The 19,084-nt window shown below is 65.0% G+C and carries 16 protein-coding genes and 1 pseudogene; 13 read left to right on the top strand and 4 right to left on the bottom strand.

Annotated features, from left to right (window positions below; all coding sequences use genetic code 11):
- Positions 1-323 precede the first annotated feature (323 nt).
- From ACQPXH_RS08635 to ACQPXH_RS08605, 7 genes are all read left to right on the top strand, one after another.
- Entirely contained in the window at positions 324-1,718 is a 1,395-nt protein-coding gene (locus tag ACQPXH_RS08635; RefSeq protein ID WP_433601753.1) for an acyl-CoA dehydrogenase family protein, read from the top strand.
- Positions 1,719-1,751: 33 nt separating this feature from the next.
- Complete coding sequence (locus ACQPXH_RS08630; RefSeq protein ID WP_433601752.1) at positions 1,752-2,972, top strand: acyl-CoA dehydrogenase family protein; 1,221 nt, start codon at positions 1,752-1,754, stop codon at positions 2,970-2,972.
- Positions 2,973-3,172: 200 nt separating this feature from the next.
- The gene (locus ACQPXH_RS08625; protein ID WP_433601751.1) at positions 3,173-3,799 is read left to right on the top strand and encodes a hypothetical protein; all 627 of its coding nucleotides are present in this window, start codon (positions 3,173-3,175) and stop codon (positions 3,797-3,799) included.
- A gap of 99 nt (positions 3,800-3,898) precedes the next feature.
- Complete coding sequence (locus ACQPXH_RS08620) at positions 3,899-4,408, top strand: ArsR/SmtB family transcription factor (RefSeq protein ID WP_433601750.1); 510 nt, start codon at positions 3,899-3,901, stop codon at positions 4,406-4,408.
- A gap of 181 nt (positions 4,409-4,589) precedes the next feature.
- A complete protein-coding gene (locus tag ACQPXH_RS08615) occupies positions 4,590-6,215 on the top strand; it encodes an acyl-CoA synthetase (RefSeq protein ID WP_433601749.1) in 1,626 nt (541 codons plus the stop codon).
- A 140-nt stretch (positions 6,216-6,355) separates the two neighbouring features.
- Positions 6,356-8,014: an acyl-CoA synthetase gene (locus tag ACQPXH_RS08610; RefSeq protein WP_433601748.1), complete on the top strand. Its 1,659-nt coding sequence runs from the start codon at positions 6,356-6,358 to the stop codon at positions 8,012-8,014.
- Between the two features lie 395 nt (positions 8,015-8,409).
- Positions 8,410-9,174 carry a DUF6319 family protein gene (locus tag ACQPXH_RS08605; protein WP_433603379.1) on the top strand — a complete coding sequence of 255 codons (765 nt, stop codon included), beginning with the start codon at positions 8,410-8,412 and terminating at the stop codon, positions 9,172-9,174.
- Here ACQPXH_RS08605 and ACQPXH_RS08600 read toward each other — a convergent pair.
- The 3 genes from ACQPXH_RS08600 to ACQPXH_RS08590 are packed head-to-tail and all read right to left on the bottom strand — an operon-like array spanning position 9,171 to position 11,955.
- Positions 9,171-10,742, bottom strand: coding sequence for a diguanylate cyclase domain-containing protein (locus ACQPXH_RS08600; protein ID WP_433601747.1), 1,572 nt, complete (start codon positions 10,740-10,742; stop codon positions 9,171-9,173). The genes ACQPXH_RS08605 and ACQPXH_RS08600 overlap by 4 nt on opposite strands.
- The gene (locus ACQPXH_RS08595; RefSeq protein WP_433601746.1) at positions 10,742-11,368 is read right to left on the bottom strand and encodes a hypothetical protein; all 627 of its coding nucleotides are present in this window, start codon (positions 11,366-11,368) and stop codon (positions 10,742-10,744) included. The genes ACQPXH_RS08600 and ACQPXH_RS08595 overlap by 1 nt, the downstream gene beginning before the upstream one ends.
- A complete protein-coding gene (locus ACQPXH_RS08590) occupies positions 11,365-11,955 on the bottom strand; it encodes a pyruvoyl-dependent arginine decarboxylase (RefSeq protein ID WP_433601745.1) in 591 nt (196 codons plus the stop codon). The genes ACQPXH_RS08595 and ACQPXH_RS08590 overlap by 4 nt, the downstream gene beginning before the upstream one ends.
- A 194-nt stretch (positions 11,956-12,149) precedes the next feature.
- Between ACQPXH_RS08590 and galK the strand changes: the two genes are divergently transcribed.
- The 3 genes from galK to ACQPXH_RS08575 all read left to right on the top strand — a co-directional run bounded on the left by galK (position 12,150) and on the right by ACQPXH_RS08575 (position 15,378).
- Positions 12,150-13,265: a galactokinase gene (gene galK, locus ACQPXH_RS08585; RefSeq protein ID WP_433601744.1), complete on the top strand. Its 1,116-nt coding sequence runs from the start codon at positions 12,150-12,152 to the stop codon at positions 13,263-13,265.
- A gap of 121 nt (positions 13,266-13,386) precedes the next feature.
- A complete protein-coding gene (locus ACQPXH_RS08580) occupies positions 13,387-15,111 on the top strand; it encodes a sodium:solute symporter family protein (protein WP_433603378.1) in 1,725 nt (574 codons plus the stop codon).
- Positions 15,112-15,123: 12 nt separating this feature from the next.
- Positions 15,124-15,378, top strand: a complete 255-nt coding sequence (locus tag ACQPXH_RS08575; protein WP_387289832.1) for a hypothetical protein — start codon at positions 15,124-15,126, stop codon at positions 15,376-15,378.
- Between the two features lie 201 nt (positions 15,379-15,579).
- Here the strand turns inward: ACQPXH_RS08575 and ACQPXH_RS08570 are convergent, their stop codons facing one another.
- A complete protein-coding gene (locus tag ACQPXH_RS08570) occupies positions 15,580-16,200 on the bottom strand; it encodes a TetR/AcrR family transcriptional regulator (RefSeq protein WP_433601743.1) in 621 nt (206 codons plus the stop codon).
- Between the two features lie 154 nt (positions 16,201-16,354).
- Between ACQPXH_RS08570 and ACQPXH_RS08565 the strand changes: the two genes are divergently transcribed.
- The 3 genes and pseudogenes from ACQPXH_RS08565 to ACQPXH_RS08555 form a co-directional block, all read left to right on the top strand.
- Positions 16,355-17,722, top strand: a complete 1,368-nt coding sequence (locus tag ACQPXH_RS08565; RefSeq protein WP_433601742.1) for a flavin-containing monooxygenase — start codon at positions 16,355-16,357, stop codon at positions 17,720-17,722.
- A gap of 10 nt (positions 17,723-17,732) precedes the next feature.
- Positions 17,733-18,872 carry a serine hydrolase domain-containing protein gene (locus tag ACQPXH_RS08560; protein ID WP_433601741.1) on the top strand — a complete coding sequence of 380 codons (1,140 nt, stop codon included), beginning with the start codon at positions 17,733-17,735 and terminating at the stop codon, positions 18,870-18,872.
- A gap of 11 nt (positions 18,873-18,883) precedes the next feature.
- A pseudogene (locus tag ACQPXH_RS08555) lies at positions 18,884-19,069 on the top strand (NAD(P)-dependent alcohol dehydrogenase); the annotation flags it as partial.
- Positions 19,070-19,084 lie beyond the last annotated feature (15 nt).

Raw genomic sequence — 19,084 nt, 5'->3', positions numbered from 1 at the left:
AAGCATGGCCGAGCACTGTGGACGGCACCTTTGTAGATGGGCGTCGATCGTTCTTCGTTGCGGTCGGGCGCGTGGATGGCCGCAACCGCGACGCTCAGCTCAGATGTTCGCCGCAGGCCATATTTCGGACGCGCGTCGTAGTCGATCGCGAGGACCGGCGAAACCTTCAGGACTCGTCCCGCGACTTTGGGCACTTGTCCAGCCTGACACAGTTCGGCGGCATATGCTGCACCTCGACGCGCTCCTTACTCTGGAGTAAGATGAGCCTTACTCAGGAGTAAGATAGCTGGGACCAGACCTCACCCCACCCATCCGAGAAACAGGTGATGATGAGCACTCGAGACAGCGCAACGAAGCGAAGTCCAGACACGTCCGCGGTCGGCCTGAACCACCCCAAGCGGGACTGGATGGGCGCGGCAATGCGGGTGATGACGACCATTACCGGGTCGGAACTCGCCGAGAAGTACAACCTGCGCAAGCCGATCGAGCGGGTCACCTACGAAGGCACCAAGACCGGTTTCCGCACCCTCGGCGCCGCCACTCGCGCATTCGGCAAGGTCGCCGGTGGTGGTGCGCCGAAACGCTTGGCGGACAACGAGTCCAAGAAAAAGGACTTCTTCGACCTGACCCCGAGCGACGAGCAGCGGATGATCGTCGAGACGGTGCAGGAATTCGCCGCCGAGATCCTGCGCCCGGCCGCCTACGAAGCCGATAACGCCGCCAAGGCCCCGCGCGACCTGCTCGAGCGCGCCGCCGAACTCGGCATCACCCTGATCAATGTGCCCGAGGAGTTGGAAGGCGCGGCCGCCGAGCGCGGCGCGGTCACCAACTCGCTGGTCGCCGAGGCACTCGCGCACGGTGATATGGGTCTGGCCCTGCCGATTCTCGCGCCGAGCGGTGTGGCGGTCGCCCTGGCCCAGTGGGGTACCGACGCACAGCAGCAGACCTATCTGCCCGCCTTCACCGGCGAGAACGTGCCGCAGGCCTCGGTCGTGATCAACGAGCCGCGCGCGCTGTTCGACCCGTTCGCCCTGCAGACCAAGGCCAGCCGCGCTCCCAGCGGCTACCGCCTCAACGGGGTGAAGAGCCTGGTCCCGGCCGCCGGTGATGCCGAACTATTCATCGTGGCCGCCGAACTCGACGGCCGCCCCGCCCTTTTCATCGTGCCGTCGGACAGCCAGGGGCTGGTCGTGGAGGCCGATCCGAGCATGGGTCTGCGTGCCGCCGGTCTCGGTCGCCTGCTGCTCACCGACGTCGCGGTAGGCACCGACGCCATCCTCGGCGACGGCGATGCCAAGACCCGCGCCGAGGAGTACGCCGACGCGGTGCGCCTGGCCCGCCTCGGCTGGGCTTCGCTGGCCATCGGTACCGGACAGGCCGTGCTCGACTACGTGATTCCCTATGTGAACGAGCGCGAGGCGTTCGGCGAGCCGATCTCGCACCGCCAGGCGGTCGCGTTCATGGTCGCGAATATGGCAATCGAACTGGACGGCCTCCGGCTCGTGACCCTGCGAGGTGCGTCACGTGCGGAGCAGGGGCTCTCCTACGCCCGCGAGGCGGCACTGGCCCGCAAGCTCGCCACCGACAAGGGCATGCAGATCGGTCTGGACGGCGTGCAGTTGCTCGGCGGCCACGGCTTCACCAAGGAACACCCGGTCGAGCGCTGGTACCGCGATCTGCGGGCCATCGGCGTCGCCGAAGGTGTCGTGCTCGTCTGACCGGCTGGTTCCTTACTTCCAGGAGACATCACCATGATCAATCTCGAACTCCCCAAGAAGCTGCGGGCCAGCGCCAACCAGGCCCATCAGGTCGCCCAGGAAATCTTCCGGCCGATCTCGCGCAAGTACGACCTCGGCGAACACGACTACCCGGTCGAGCTGGACACCATGGCCGCCATGGTCGAGGGCCTTGCCGACTCCGGCACCCAGAAGATCGGCGGTGCGGCCGGTGGCCGTTCCGACGGGGACTCCCACGCCACCGAGCTGCTCGGAAACACCAACGGCGGCAACATGTCCGCGCTGCTGAACGCGCTGGAGACCTCCTGGGGCGACGTCGGCTTGATGCTGTCGATTCCCTACCAGGGTCTGGGCAATGCGGCCATCGCGGCCGTCGCCACCGATGAACAGCTGAAGCGCTTCGGCAAGGTGTGGGCCTCGATGGCCATCACCGAACCGTCCTTCGGTTCCGATTCGGCCGCCGTCACCACCACCGCCGTACTCGACGGCGACGAGTGGGTGCTCAACGGCGAGAAGATCTTCGTTACCGCGGGTCAGCGCTCCACCCACATCGTGGTGTGGGCCTCGGTGGACCGCAGCCTCGGTCGCGCGGCGATCAAGTCGTTCGTCGTGCCGCGCGATGCTCCCGGTCTTTCGGTGGCCCGGCTCGAGCACAAGCTCGGCATCAAGGCCTCCGATACCGCCGTACTGCTGTTGCAGGACTGTCGGATTCCGAAGGACAACATTCTCGGCAGCCCGGAAGTCAACGTGGAGAAGGGTTTTGCCGGGGTCATGCAGACCTTCGACAACACCCGTCCCCTCGTGGCCGCGATGGCGGTCGGTGTCGCGCGCGCGGCGCTGGAGGAGTTGCGCGCGATTCTGAAGGATGCGGGCATCGAGCCGTCCTACGACATACCGGCCAATAACCAGCCCGCGCCCGCCGCCGAATTCCTGCGGATGGAGGCCGATTACGAGGCCGCGTACCTGCTGTCGCTGCGCGCGGCGTGGATGGCGGACAACAAGAAGCCGAACTCCTTGGAAGCCTCGATGTCCAAGGCCAAGGCGGGCCGCACCGGCACCGACATCACCCTCAAGGCCGTCGAACTCGCAGGCACCATCGGCTACTCCCAGCGCACACTGCTCGAAAAGTGGGGCCGTGACTCGAAAATCCTCGACATCTTCGAAGGCACCCAGCAGATCCAGCAGCTCATCGTCGCGCGCCGCATCCTCGGCAAGACCAGCGCCGAGCTGAAGTGACGCCGAACTAGCAAGTGCTACAAGGGAACCGGTGCGACTCGCACCGGTTTTCTTGTTTCAGCCGTCCCCGGGGACAACTGCGGTCGGCGCGATCCGCGACACCCGCCGATATGGGTGAAGTGTCGCACGGTATCTTGCCTGCTGAGAATCAGCGGACGAATTCCATCGAGCAGTACCAAGAACCCCACAGGAGACTGGTTATGCACAGGCTGGGTTTGATACGTCGCTTCACCGCCGCGGTCGCGGCCACCGCCGCACTCGTCGTCGTCTTCGCGGGTCATGCCACTGCCGCGCCGACGACATTCGACTGGAATGTAGCGACGCAGCAATTGCGCAAGGCCGCCGGCGGCAATCCCGCCGCCGAACAGGCCATGGACCGGCTGCTTGCATCCGGACAGGTCGCCAACCAGGTGGCAGTGCCCGCACAGCCGTTTCAGATCCCGGCACAGTCCGATATCGGACGCGGTGACGGGCCGGGCGTCTACGGGTCGGGCATCGCGCTCGGCTACGACGGGTTGCGATTCGGATTCTTCGGCGGGCCGGGCACGATCGCACCGAATCAGGCCGGGGCCAGGCTCCAGGTCCTGTGGATCAATCTGTCCAACGGCCGCAGCGGCACCGAGATGCTCTCCGAACACAACGATTCCGCGGTCGACACGACCATCCGCACCCGCCCGGTCGACACCGGTGGCGGCGTCATCGTCGGCGCGGTCTACGGAACCCTGTTGCACCGCTGGCCCGTTCCGGTCAGCGACGCCAACCCGGACGGTTTCCAGTACAAACTCGCGACCATCTCGGTCCCGTCCTTCGGATCGATCTACAACTGACCATCCGGCTCGCGAGCCCGGCACGGATTTTCGGCCGGGCCTTCGCGTCGCATCAGCTACCCATTGCCAGCAATTACGTAACTCCGTATGTTTGCGCTCGTGAGCGTGGAGGACCGACTGGCGAAGCTCGAACGCCGACTCGCGGCCAAGGACCTCATCAAGGATGGCAGCGGGCAAGCGAGTGGATCCGCCGCGCAGGGCGGATGGGCGCTGCGGCGGCTTCATGAGGAGTTCGCGAACGCGGACCAGCGCAATGGCGGGGTGATGTTCGCCGGTTCGGGCGCACTGCCCAGCACGGAACAGTTCGACTGGCAGGTCCAGTTCAGCACCGATGACATCGTCGGCTACGACTGGGACGATGCCGCCGAATGCCTCGCCGCCCTCGGCAGTCCGGTCCGCCTGCGCATTCTTCGGGAGATCCTTCGGGGCAGCAGAACCGCCGCCGAACTCACAGAACTCGGCGAGGTGGGCACCTCCGGCGAGATCTACCACCACCTCCGTCAACTGGCAGCGACCGGCTGGCTGCACACCGTGGGCCACGGCCACTTCGAAGTCCCACCGAATCGGGTCGTCCCGCTACTCGTCGCGCTGGCTACCGCGCGCAGATGATCGCGACCAGGTGGAACTGGCGGCGGTAGCCTGTCACGTTTCGCCGCCTCGGTTTCTGTCCGGCCCCACCTGACTTCTGATGTGATGTGGGTCATATCGCTGATACGGTTGATGAGACAGGACGGTGGTTCAGATCATTTGGGCGAGTGCCGACGCGAGTTGCTGGTAGAGGTGGTCGACGATGAAGTTGGCGCATGCGCCGGAGGTTGTGAAGGCATTCGGGGTGCTGCGGGCGCGCGGGGTCAGCGATCCCAAGATGCCGCTGGAAACCTTGCGGACGGTGAAGGAATCGCGGGTCTACGGGCCGCAGGCGACCTTGATCCGGCATTCGGCCCGCGTCGTGCCCGATGCCCCGGGGCTGGTCGACGAGCGCGGCGAACTGACCTACCGGCAACTGGACGAGCAGTCGACCGCGGTCGCGCGCGGGCTGCGACAGGCAAATCTGACCGAGGGGTCCGTGGTCGGTGTGCTTGCCCGCGACCATCGCGGTCTCATCCTGGCCATGGCCGCGGCGGGCAAGCTCGGTGCACGGGTCGCGCTGATGAATACCGGCTTCGCCAAACCGCAGTTCGCCGAGGTGTGTGAGCGCGAGAAGGTCAAGGCCGTCCTACACGACAGCGAGTTCCTCGGCCTGCTCGACGCGCTGCCGCCGAATCTGCCGCGCTATCTCACCTGGGTGGACGAGGGCACCGAATTGCCCGAGGGCGCACAGACTCTCGACGATCTCATCGCCGCCAACTCGACCGCGGACCTGGCCGCACCGTCCAAGCCGGGCGGGTTCGTCATCCTCACCAGCGGCACCACCGGCCTGCCGAAGGGCGCACCGCGCAGCAAGGTGACCCCGCTGGCCACCGCGCAGATGGTGGACCGAATTCCGTTCCCGGTCAGGGGAACTCAGGTCATCGTGTCGCCGATCTTCCACAGCACCGGACTCGGCACCTACCTGGTGGCCTCCGCCATGAGCAATAAAGTGGTGGTACGCCGCCGCTTCGACGCCGAGGCCACACTGAAGATGGTGGCCGATCACAAGGCCGAAATGCTGGTCGCGGTGCCGACCATGCTGCACCGGATGACCGAACTGGCTCCGGAGATCCGCGCCGAGTACGACACCACCTCGCTGAAGTGCATTCTGCTCGCGGGTTCGGCGCTCTCGCCGGAGTTGTGCGTCAAGGCCACGCAGATCTTCGGTCCGGTCCTGTACAACCTATACGGCTCCACCGAATGCGCCGTCGCCACCGTCGCGAACCCGGACGATCTGGTCATCGCACCGGGCACCGTCGGCCGCGCGCCGATCACCTGCGAGGTCCGGCTCTACGACGACAACGACAAGCAGGTCAACGCGATCAACACCACCGCGCGCATCTTCATCCGCAGCGGTGCGCCGTTCGAGGGCTACACCGACGGCAGGCATAAGCAGATCATCGACGGCTATATGTCCAGCGGCGATGTCGGCCACTTCGATGAGCACGGCCTGCTGATGGTGGACGGCCGCGATGACGACATGATCGTCTCCGGTGGCGAGAACGTCTTTCCACAGGAAGTCGAAAACCTGTTGCTGGAGCGGCCGGATGTGTTCGACGCGGCCGTCGTCGGCGTCGACGACGTGGAATTCGGCAAGCGTCTGCGCGCCTTCGTGGTCCCCGAGGCCGGTCACTCCCCCAACGGCGAGGAGATCAAGGCCTACGTCAAGGAGAATCTGGCCCGCTACAAGGTGCCGCGCGAGGTGGTCTTCCTCGACGATCTACCTCGCAACGCCACCGGCAAACTGCTGCGACGGGTGCTCGTGGAGTACGAAGTCAACGCTTAGACCTGGGCTGTAGGGACAACTGAGATACGTGACACAGCGAGTCACAGATGCTTGCTATTGTTAGCGGCAGCACTGGATCTCGAAGTTGCGGTCCATACCGCCCCCGGTCCCGGTGGGTGGACCGCGGAAGGCGTTGACGAATGTCTCTATCCCTGCCTGCGCTCAATGACTCCGTCCGGAAGGCGGGCGATTTCGCCCAGGGCGTCAATGTCATGGTCAAGCGGCGCTTGTTCAATCCGCTCCGACCCGATCACGCGGCACGGTCCGCGTTCAATGTGCTCAAATTCGGCCCGTTCGCCGGTGTCGTCATGCACGCGGCGCAGACCAGACCGAATGCGGCGGCCATCGTCGACGAGCGCGGCGAGGTGAGCTTCGGCGACCTCAACGAGCAGTCCAGCGCCCTGGCTCGCGGGCTCGAAGCGCAGGGAATCAAGCCTGGTGACGTCGTCGCGCTGCTGGCGCGCGACCATCGCGGCATGGTGCTGAGCCTGCTCGCGACCGGCAAACTCGGCGTGCGCACAGTGCTGATGAATACCGGCTTCGCGAAACCGCAGTTCGCCGACGTGGCCGCGCGCGAGAACGTCAAGGCCGTACTGCACGACAGCGAATTCCTCGACCTGATGAGCGCGATCCCGGCCGAGATCCCCCGGGTGCTCACCTGGGTGGACGAAAAGGACGATGTCGACCCGTCGGTCTCGACCATCGAATCGCTGATCAAGGCCCGCTCCACCGCGCCGCTGCCCGCGCCCGCCAAGCCCGGCGGCATGGTCATCCTGACCAGCGGCACCACCGGCACGCCGAAGGGCGCGCCGCGCGACCGGGTCAGCCCGTTCGCCTCGGCCCAGTTCGTCGACCGGGTGCCGCTGCCCAATAACGGGACCATGATCATGGCCGCACCGATCTTCCATGGCACCGGACTTTCCCAGTTCACCCTGGGTCTTGCCCTCGGCAACCGGGTGATCTTCCAGCAGCGCCGGTTCGATCCGGAGCAGACGCTCGCGAATATCCAGCAGTACCAAGCGGATTCGCTGGTCGTGGTGCCGACCATGCTGCAGCGCATCCTCGATCTCGGCGACGAGGTGCTGGCCGAGTACGACCCGCGCACCATAAAGGTGATCTTCGCGGCCGGTTCGGCCATCGCACCCGATGTGGTCACTCGCACCCTCGATTACTTCGGCGACAGCCTCTACAACCTGTACGGCTCCACCGAATGCGCGGTCATGACCGTCGCGACCCCGGAGGATCTGCGCAAGGCCCCGACCACCGCGGGTAAGGCGCCGGTCGGCATCCGGATCGTGCTGCTGGACGAGAACCGCAAGCCGATCACCGAGCCGAATGTCACCGGGACCATCTTCGTGGACAACGGTTTCGCCTTCACCGGCTACACCGACGGCCGCACCAAGGAGATCGTGGACGGCATGATGTCCAGCGGTGACGTCGGGCATTTCGATGCCGACGGCCTGCTCTACATCGACGGCCGCGACGACGACATGATCGTCTCCGGCGGTGAGAACGTCTTCCCGCTCGAGGTGGAGAATCTGATCGCGGGCCGCGACGATATCTTCGAGGCCGCGGTGGTCGGCGTGGACGATCGCGAATTCGGAAAGCGGTTGCGTGCCTTCGTCGTTCCCGGCCCGGAGTCCAAGCGCGACGCGCAGGAGATCAAGGATTATGTCAAGGCGAACCTGGCGCGGTACAAGGTGCCGCGCGAAGTGGTCTTCCTCGATGAGCTGCCGCGCAATGCGACCGGTAAGTTGCTGCGCAAGCCGTTGATCGAGATGGAAATCGACGCGGACTGATCGAGGCCGAGCCGATCACACCGCGCTCGATATCGTTACGTCGATCGACACTCTGCCCAGCAAGAACGACCGCCGCAAGGGATATCGCGTCGAACCTGTCATCAGCGTCTGCCGCGCGTGAATTGTTGCGCATCGGCGTATGTCGTGGTTCAAATCCGCTGCAGCTCAGTGTGATCGGGCGTTTCGCGCTTTGCACAGAACCATCGCCAGGAATCGCCGAGTACGAATGCCGGTGACTATCCGATTACCCCGCCACAGGATCGTTGCTGCAAGTTCGCTGGGATTCCGCGGCTTGGCTGACACCGGGTGGATTCGGTGGTGGCGTGTGTATCTGTCGGTGGTGTGCGGCATCATCTGTGCACGCAGCCATCCACGAATACCGCTCGGAGTTCACCATGCCGTCCCCACGAACGAAACCACAGCCGTTGTCGGACACTGAGATTCAGCAGATCGCCACGGACATCGCCGGCGGCCGCCCGCCGATGGTGTGGTTCACCGCGGCCGCGGTGGGCGTGCCGGAGGGACGGTCCGGCAAGGTAGTCGAGATCGGTGATCGATCCGAAAGTGACTTCCTGCGGGTCAAGCCGACCGGATCGAAGGATGTACTGTCCTTTTCTCCGACCGAAGTCACGTTGACCAAGCCGCCACGGGATAAGGCGGCAACCACAAGCTCTGCCCAGCCGAAGTCGACAACCAGGAAGGAATCCACTGTGACCCAGCCGTCGACCTTGACGAGCACCGCGACACCGGCCCCCCGGCCGGCCCCGAGCCCCACCCCGCCCGCCCCGGCCCCGAAACCGGCTGCCGCTGCGGCGGAACCGGCCAAACCCGCGACACCCGCAGGCGCGGCGAAGCCCGCGGCGAAGGCCACGACCGCGGCGCGGAGCAAGGCGAAGGCGCCGGAGGTCACGGTGACCCTCACCGGTACCGCGGATGGCGAATGGTCGGTCGATGTGGTCAGCGGCAAGAAGAAGTCCGTGCGCGGTCTGCCGGTGACCAGCTCCGCGGTGGCGCAGGCGGCCAAGGTGCTGCATCCGGAGGTGGCCGAGGTGGTTGCCGGAATCCTGGAGGCGGCGCGGGTGGTCCAGGAGTCCAAAGTGCAGCAGTTACAGGCCGAGTTGGAGGAAGCGCGGCGACTGCTCGACGAACTCTCGGACTAGACCGCGGTGCTGGCGGATTTACCGTTGGCGTTATGGGATCGGCCGCTCGGGCGCCAGATCCGGCGTCCCGAGTCGGCGGTATTGTGTCGCGGTTCCGCACCGTGGCGCAGATCGTCGTGGAAGGCGTAGCCGAGCGAGTACTCCTTCGCGTGGTACATCGCCGAATCCGCGTCCCGGATGAGGTCGTAGATGGTGTCGTCGGAGCTGCGTGGGCTGCCGCAGGCCAGGCCGACACTCGCGGTGATCGGAATTTCGCCCGCGCTCAGCTCGAACGGCCGAACGAAGGCGCCGAGTAGTCGCTCCGCGAGCATAGCGGCCTCCTGTCGATCCAGCGGTGCGAGCACCACGAATTCGTCGCCGCCGTAACGGGCCACCACATCGTCGCGCCGGATGATGTGCCGGATCCGGGATGCCGCATTGGCGATCAGCTCGTCGCCGACCGCGTGGCCGTAGCTGTCATTGACCATCTTGAAGCCGTCGAGATCGATGAACAGCAGACACAGCGGCCGCTCGATCCAGTGCTCCTGATTGCGATTCAGCGCGTGCAGCAGCGCGGACCGGTTGAGCAAGCCGGTGAGCATATCGTGGTCGGCCTGGTACTGCGCACGCCGTTCACTGCGCGCACTGCGGACGATCGCGCGCTCGCTGCGCACCAGGACGCCGATGAGCAGCAGCGCGCACAGTGACGAGACCACCACCCGATCGAGGGTGTCCAGACTGGAGCCGACCACCGGAATCAGCGAGGCCACGATCAACGCGACGGCGATGAAGCTGGCCCGCTGCCGCGAGTGGTGCGGGTGGATGTGCCGTGGCGCACCGAGACTCGCCATGGTCGGATGCAGCGCGGCGACACCGACGATCGGATAGGCCACCAGCAGCGGCACCAGCAGCAACTCGTGAGCGACGGGTGCGCGACCGACGGCGTCGAGGCTGTACCCGAAATCGCCGATCAGCACCGCGATCAACCCGACGTGCAGCAGACGCAGCGAGGTCTCCGAACGGGTCGCGGTCGCCATCGAATGCGCGACCAGGGTCAGCAGCAGAGCGTCGAGCACCGGATAGGTCGCGGCCACCACTGTGTTCGCGGTGGTCTCATGCGACTGCAGGATCGGTGAGATCAGAAACGTCCACGAGGCCAGCAGTGCGCCGAGTCCGATGAGCGCCGAGTCGAGCAGCAGATCGTAGTTGGGCCTGGCCTGGCGCGGGCGCAACCACAGCGTCGCGGCCACCCCGGTGCCCAAATAGCCTGCGAGAGTGAACAGGTCGTCGACCGGGTGCAGCGCGTGGCCGTCCGCCTCGCGGATGGCCGTGCCCACCGCGAAGAGCACGGCCGAGGCCGAGAGCAGATACCAGGGCACCGGCCGCTCGGGACGATATCGCCGCATGCCGATAAAGATCATCGTGAGCGCACCGAGCACCACGGCAGCCACGGTGAGTAGCGACAACGGCCGGACATCGATACCGAGCAGCACCGCGAGTCCGATTGCTGTCAGCGCGAGAAGTACTGTGCACCACCGCATTTCGAGGCGGTGCCGAACGATGGTCGACTGCTCTTCGCGGACGGTCATCAGCCCCCCTTGGTCGCTCCATCCCCAGTGAACCGCGCCGCGTAGTAGGTCTGTGAATCCTCCACCGCGACGTCGACGTTCGCCTCTTGCTCATCGAGCACCGCTCGAATGCTGTCGGCGAAGGAAAACCGAGTGTTGTTATACGAGCAGATGTCCCAACCGACCGCCGCGCGCTCGGCCACCAATACCTGGACAACTGATTTGATCATGGCATGAAACGCCGCCCCTTGTCGGGCACTCGGCGCAACAAGGGTGAAACCCGCGTAGTAGATCGCATCGCGCGCCGCATGCTCGGGATAACGGGCGGCGAAATACTCCGGACTGATCCACGGGACAGTCTCGAGATGTTTGGTCAAAGTCGTCATGCCGATGGGTTCGCCGGTCGCGGTGCGCGCGACGTGTTTGGCGACCCGCGGGTCGATCATCTCCTCGCGGAATTCCGATCGGTGCAGGACCTGCCTGGCAATGGCCTTGGTACGCAGGGGTCCGAAGGCCTCCTCGTACAGCAGGTGGAACATGTCGATCCGGTCGTCCGGAATGGACGATTCGATGGTGACTCTCAACTCAGGCAGCCCACCCGTCGCCCGACCACCACTGCCCATGGAAGCGCTGCGCGATGCTGTCATTGTCGATCCCACGGTATCGTGTGGTACGCCGCGAGCACCAGCGCGCAGGTCGGCGTGCCATCGGAGCGGGTCTCGGTGGTGCAGAGTTGAATCGGGCCGAAGCGTTGCGGCCGGTTGCGGGTCATATCCGTCAAACTCGCGCGAATCAGCGTCGCGACCTGCGCGGCCGTCTCCGCTTCGTGCTCGACGAAAAGTCCCGCGCCGGAACCGTCGTCGCGCAGCACCCAGCCGATGCCCGCGCCCGCGCGTTCGCCCGCCGCATTCGCATGCTGCGCGGCGTAGACACAGTAGAGCCGATCACCCCAGGGAATCGGCTTGCGGACGCGACCGTTTCGGACCAGAACGGCGCGCGGTGGAATGACCGATGACAGGCGGATCAAGTTGGCATCACCTACTCCCAGGTCACGCAGTGCCGCATCGAAGGCCGACATAGCCGTCGGGCCGACCCCCGTCGCCGCGCCGATCTCGATCGTCAGTGGAGCTCCGGAGTCACGCTGATCGCCGCGGTCCGGCCTGCCCATGGGCGGGAGTAGTCGATCGATCCACTGCAGCCCGAGTAGGCCGCCGCGTGGGGTTGTCTGAATCATAATGCCCTCCCATAACGATCGGCCGGATTATTTAGGCCGGTATTGCGTCAAAACCGACTGTGCGTCAAGACGATCGATCACGCATCCGAGCGGGGTGAAAGACGTGCTCCGGAGGCGTGTCTCGTAGGGTGTGGTGCCCAGCGTCGCTGGGATGACATGCGTGGTCACTGGCAATGCGACGAAGCGAGGAATTCGTGCCGAAGTGGGTGGCGCCGGGGCGGGTCAACATCATCGGTGAACACACCGATTACAACGACGGTTTCGTGCTGCCCATCGCATTGCCGCTGGTAGTCGAGTGTCGAGCGGAAGCGCGAACCGACGGCCGGGTCCGGGTGGTCTCGCGACAGCGGCCGGGTGAGACAGTGCTGGTCGCGGTGAGCGAGCTTGCCGCCGAACGGGATCGGGTGCCCGGATGGTCGCGGTATCCGCTGGGCGTTGTGTCCGAATTCGCCCGACGCGGATACGCCCGCGACGGCATCGACCTGGAGTTGGACGGTGCGGTGCCGATCGGCGCCGGATTGTCCTCCTCGGCGGCACTGTCGTGTGCAGTGGCGGTCGCGCTGCGAGATCTGTTCGCGTCCACCGTCACCGATCGGGAGTTGATCGACCTGGCCCGCGCCGCCGAGAACGACTACGCCGGGGTGCCGACCGGACTGCTCGATCAGTCCGCATCGATTCTGTGCACGGCGGGGCATGCGTTGTTCCTGGATGTGCGGCGGTTGGTCGCGCACGACGGTGTCGCGCACGAACAGATTCCGTTCGATCTCGATCGATTCGGGCTGGAGTTGTTGGTGATCGATACCGGACAGCCGCACGCGCTGATCGACGGTGGTTACGCGCGGCGGCGCGCCCAATGCGAGGCGGCCGCCGCGGCACTCGACGTACCCGCGCTGCGTGATATCGAATCGCCGGCGGCCGTGGACCGCATCGGCGATGTGATCTTGCGGCGGCGGGCACGACATGTGGTAACCGAGAATGCGCGAGTGCTCACGATTGCCGAAAAGTTGCGAGGTGGTGCGGATCCGCGCGAGATCGGGCCGATCCTGACCGCGGCGCACGAGTCGCTGCGCGATGATTTCGAGGTTTCGACACCGGCACTGGACGCCGCGGTATCCGCCGCGCTCGACGCCGGGGCGCACGGCGCGCGCATGGTCGGCGGCGGATTCGGCGGCAGCGTGATCGCGCTGGTCGATCGGGACGACACCGCAGCGGTCGCGGACGCGGTGCGAGATCGGTTCGCGCGATCGGGTTTCGAGGCACCGCGCACTTTCGTGGTCGTACCCGGTGCGGGTGCGCACCGCATCGCATGAGCAACCGTCCAACTTTTGTGCGTGAATGTGCCACGCGCGGGCGGCACGATCACGCACAGTAGAACGCGAGACGTCCGGTTTCATCGCCTGGAGGGACGACGCTGTGCCGCTTGCCGATTCGATCGTTTTCACATCGGCGCCGGACGCCGTCTCGGTACAAGCCGAGACGACACTGCGCCTGGACGCGCAGCCCGTCGACTATGCGCTGGTAGCGCTGTATTTCGTCTTCGTAATCGGTATCGGCCTGCTGGCCAGGCAGCGGGTCTCGTCGAGTATCGACTTCTTCCTGTCCGGACGATCGCTGCCGGCCTGGGTGACCGGTCTCGCCTTCATCTCCGCCAATCTGGGCGCGGTAGAGATCATGGGTATGTCGGCCAACGGCGCCGAATACGGCTTCCCCACCTTCCACTACTTCTGGATCGGCGCGGTGCCTGCCATGCTGTTCCTCGGCGTGGTGATGATGCCGTTCTACTACGGCTCCAAGGTGCGCAGTGTGCCCGAATTCATGCGGCGACGCTTCGGTACCGGCGCACATCTGGTGAACGCGTTGAGCTTCGCGATCGCGCAGGTGCTCATCGCCGGGGTGAATCTGTATCTGCTCGGTTCGATTCTGAATGTGCTGCTTGGCTGGCCGCTGTGGGTGTCGGTGATCGTCGCCGCGGTGATCGTGCTCTCCTATATCACCCTCGGCGGGTTGTCCGCGGCGATCTACAACGAGGTGTTGCAGTTCTTCGTGATCGTCGCCGCACTGTTGCCGCTGACGCTGGTCGGTCTGCACAAGGCCGGTGGCTGGGATGGGCTGCGGGACAAGGTGACCGCTTCACCCGGCGGTGGCGCGCAGTTGGAATCCTGGCCAGGTAATGCGCTCAGCGGCTTTTCCGATAACTTCCTTTCGGTGGTCGGCATCGTCTTCGGCCTCGGATTCGTGCTCTCGTTCGGGTACTGGACCACCAACTTCGTCGAGGTGCAGCGCGCACTGGCGACGCACTCGATTTCGGCCGCGCGGCGTACCCCGATCATCGGTGCATATCCGAAGATGTTCATTCCGTTGATCGTGGTGATTCCCGGCATGATCAGCGCGGTGCTGGTACCGCAGATGAGCGAGTACAAGGCGGCGGAGACGGCGGGTTCGAACTACTCCGGTGATGCCACCTATAACCAGGCGCTGCTGTATCTGATGAAGGATGTGCTGCCGAACGGACTGCTCGGCGTCGGGCTCGCCGGATTGCTTGCGGCATTCATGGCGGGTATGGCGGCCAATATCTCCGCCTTCAATACGGTGTTCAGCTATGACCTGTGGCAGCAGTATGTGCGACGGGATCGGCCGGACGGGTACTACCTGAACGTCGGCCGACTGGCCACGGTCGGCGCGACTGTCGCGGCGATCGGAACCGCGTTCATCGCAGGCAATTTCAGCAATATGATGGACTATCTGCAGACGCTGTTCAGCTTCTTCAACGCTCCGCTGTTCGCGACGTTCATTCTCGGCATGTTCTGGAAGCGGATGACGCCGACGGCGGGCTGGATGGGGCTGGTCTTCGGAACCGCCTCGGCCATTGTGGTTTTCATCCTGCACAAGTCCGGCGTCTTCGAATTGTCCGGTCAGGGTTCGAGTTTCGTCGCGGCCGGGGTGGCCTTCGTCGTGGATATCGTGGTCAGCGTGGCGGTTACCCAGGTGACGCAGTCGAAGCCGGATGCCGAACTGGTCGGGCTGGTGTATTCGGAGACGCCGAAGGAACTGCGGCACGATCCGGACGAGGCGAATCTGCCCTGGTATCAGCGGCCGGTGCTGCTTGCGGGGATCGCGCTGGTACTGGTCATCGTCCTGAATATCGTTGTCGGATAAGGAGGCCGGTCGATGCTTTTCGATATCCGCACCATTGTCGGCGCGCTGCTGGGCAGTTATGCCGTCGTTTTGGTTGTGACCGGACTGGTTCATGACACCGGGGCCGAGGAAGCCAAGACCGGCGGAGTAAATGTGAATCTCTGGGCCGGCCTCGGGATGGGAGCGGTGGCGCTCGCCTTCCTGGTCTGGGTGTTGTTGCGGCCGGTCGCGGTGCCGACCAAGGCGGACGCGCCTGCCGGCGAGGAGGATTCCCCTCCCGAGGCATGACTCGGGCTCGCGATTTCGCCAGCGCTGCGGTCGAGGCGGCGTCACCATCGCCCACCGTGTCGAGCACTTCCGCGCCAGCGACCGCGGCCCTTGGTACAACCTCGTCAACCTGACCGCCCACGACCAGGGCGGCCACTTCATTCCCTGGGAAATCTCGGACCTCTGGACCCAGGACCTTCGCCGCACCTTCCGCGGCCGCCGCTAGGCGGGGGCTTGCAGGGCCGGAAACCAGATGTCGGTGAGGACTTCGGCGGCTTGCGCGGCGGAGACATCGATGGTGCCCTGCATGGCCCAGCGGGTGAAGAAGCGTTCCAGTTGGGCGACAAGGAGTTCCACGCGTAGGCGCGCCTCGTCGCGACGGTCTTCGGGCCAGCGGGCGAGATAGGAGGTCATGGCATTGGGCAGGGCCAGAATGCCGCGGCGGGCGATTTCGCGGAATTCCGGCTCCAGTGCGGTGGCCTCGTCCCAGGCGGGCAGCAGGTCCTTGTATTCGTGGAACCAGGCGATGGCGCGGGTCACCCAGTCCACGAATTCCGCGCGAGAGCCAGTGTCGAGTACCCGGTCCAGATCCTCGTAGAAGTGCAGTGCGGTCGGCGCGGTGCTCTGTTCGGCGATGGCCCGCAAGATCTCCAGCTTGCTGCTGAAGTGCAGGTAGAAGGTGGCGCGGCTGCAGCCGACGGCGGCGGCGATGTCGTCGACCCGGACCGCCGCATAACCCCGTTCGGTGAACAGCGCCTTGGCGCCGTCCATCAGTCTGGCGCGCGTCTGCAGCTTCTGTTCGTCGCGCAGGCTCAGTCCGGGCGGGGTCGACTTGGTCGGCATGGTAGACATCATGTCATTCACTAGACACTACGTCCAGTCAGTGCTAATTTGTTGCCTACGTCACTCCACGTGCCGCAGGCGGCGCGGGATGGTTCGCCGCACCGGATCCGGTGCCGCCCACGTGACGGCAATCCTTCGGACGAGGACTACGGAATTGACTCACAGCAATCTGCCCCGGGTATGCGTCATCGGCGCGGGCCCCTCCGGAATCACCGCCGCAAAACGCCTGCAGGACTTCGATATTCCCTTCGAGGTCTTCGAGGCGAGCGATGAGGTCGGCGGTAATTGGTATTTCAAGAATCCCAATGGGATGTCGGCCTGCTACCAGTCGCTCCATATCGACACCAGCAAGTTCCGGCTCGCCTTCGAGGATTATCCGGCGCCCGAGGAATGGCCGGACTTCCCACACCATTCGCAGCTGTTCCAGTACTTCAAGGATTACGTGGATCATTTCGGCTTCCGCGACAAAATCCTGTTCGATACCAAGGTCACCACGGCCGAGCGGCAGGACGACGGCAGCTGGCTGGTCACCGCGAGCGATGGCCGAACGCGGGCATACGACGTGCTGATCGTCTGCAATGGCCACCACTGGGATCCGCGCGTTCCGGACTATCCGGGCGAATTCGACGGCGTGCTGCTGCACAGTCACGCCTACAACGATCCCTTCGATCCGGTGGACATGCGCGGTAAGAAGGTCGTGGTGGTCGGCATGGGCAACTCCGGCCTGGATATCGCCTCGGAACTGTCGCAGCGCTTCGTCGCCGAGAAGCTGACCGTCTCCGCGCGCCGTGGGGTCTGGGTGCTGCCGAAGTATGTGAACGGCAAGGTCGGCGACAAACAGAGTGTGCCGCCGTGGATTCCGCGCAAGGTCAGCTTGAAGCTCAAGCAGCGCTTCGTGCGCAAGTTCCGCGGCGATATGGAGTTCTACGGACTGCCGAAACCGGATCACAAACCGTTCGAGGCACATCCGTCGGCGAGTGAAGAGTTCCTGCATCGCGCGGGCTGCGGCGATATCGCCTTCAAACCGGCCATTACCGCCCTAGCGGGCACCCAGGTGCGCTTCGCCGACGGCAGCACCGAAGAAGTGGACGTAATCATCTGTGCCACCGGCTATCACATCAGCTTCCCGTTCTTCTCCGATCCGAAGCTGATGCCGGACGAGCAGAATCGCATCCCGCTGTTCAAACAGATGATCAAGCCGGGTGTGGACAATCTGTTCTATCTCGGTCTGGCCCAACCACTGCCGACCCTGGTGAATTTTGCCGAACAACAGAGCAAGTTGGTCGCGGCCTACCTGACCGGTAAGTACCTGCCGCCGGCGGAGACGGAGATGACTGCCGAGATCGCGGCGGCCGAACAGCGTCGCACCGGACGGTATTACAACTCGCCCCGCCATACGATTCAGGTCGAGTTCGAGCCCTATGTGCGCGATATGAATCGGGAAATGGCAAGGGGTGCAAAGCGAGCCGCTGCCGCCGGCAATGCATTGCCGGTGCCCGCCAGGGCGCTCGAGAACGCGTGAGGGCGCCGCGATGACGGCATCAGGATTCTGCACCGACGAATTCGCCGGTGTGCGACAAGAATTGGCCGAACAGATCGCTTCGGGCGAGGAACTCGGCGCATCGATCTGCGTGACCGTCGACGGCGAGCCGGTCGTCGATATCTGGGGCGGGCACCGCGATCTCGAGCGGACCGTGCCGTGGACCGAGGACACCCTGGTCAACGTCTTCTCCATCAGCAAGACCATGACCGCGCTTTCGGCGCTGCTGCTGGTGGACCGGGGCGAGCTGGATGTGCAACAGAAGGTCGCACACTACTGGCCGCAATTCGCCGCGAACGGCAAGGGCGATATCGAGATACGCCATCTCCTCGGCCACACCTCCGGAGTCTCGGGCTGGGAGCGGCCGATCGAGCTAGCCGATATCTACGACGCCGAGGCGGCGAGCGCGCGGCTCGCGACCCAGCCGCCGTGGTGGGAGCCGGGCACCGCATCGGGCTATCACGCACTGAACTACGGGCATCTGGTCGGCGAAGTGATCCGTCGAATTACGGGCCGCACCCTCGGCCAGTTCTTCGCCGACGAACTCGCCGGACCGCTCGATGCCGATTTCCATATCGGCACCGCACCGGAAAATCATCACCGCATCGCACCACTCGTTCCGCCGCCGCTGCTGGAATTCGATATGGCCACGCTCGATCAGGACAGCATCCTGGTCAAGACACTCACCTGTCCCCTGCTCGATATTCCGGAGGCCAATAGTGCCGCATGGCGGACGGCCGAGATCGGCGCAGTGAACGGACACGGCAATGCGCATTCGGTGGCGGCGGTGCAGTCGCTGGTCGCCTGCGGCGGCGCGCTGCGCGGGCGAAGGTTGTTGTCGGAGAAGACAATCGATTTGATCTTCGAACAGCAGTCGGACGGCGCGGATCTGGCCTTGCTGCTGCCGCTGCGCTTCGGCCTCGGTTACGGACTCCCCCAGTCGCAGACCGCGCCGGAGGTGCCCGACGGGAAGGTCTGCTGGTGGGCCGGATTCGGCGGCGCCATCGTGGTCAACGATCTCGATCATCGAGTCACCTTCGCCTACACCATGAACAAGATGGCGCCGGGACTCATCGGCTCCGATCGTGCGAATGCCTATCTGCGCGCCGTGTTTTCGGTGGTGCGCGGATGATGCGGGCACTGCCGTGGGGCGCTTCGATCCGAAAGTCCTACGGCGGCACCAAATCCGACCTGATCAACTCCGTCGCCCTGGCCCAGTCGGGTCGGCTGACCGTCGAAACCGAACGCTTCGATCTGGCGGACGGCCGCGCAGCCCTCGACCGACTGGAGCGCGGGCTCATCACCGGCCGCGCCGTACTGGTGCCCTGAACCTACGAGGAAGTA

Origin of the sequence: Nocardia sp. CA-135953 (genome assembly GCF_050955735.1) — a bacterium.
Classification (GTDB): Bacteria; Actinomycetota; Actinomycetes; order Mycobacteriales; family Mycobacteriaceae; genus Nocardia.
The sequence above is the reverse complement of the archived record's forward strand: the minus strand, read 5'-3'. Positions and strand labels throughout refer to the sequence as shown.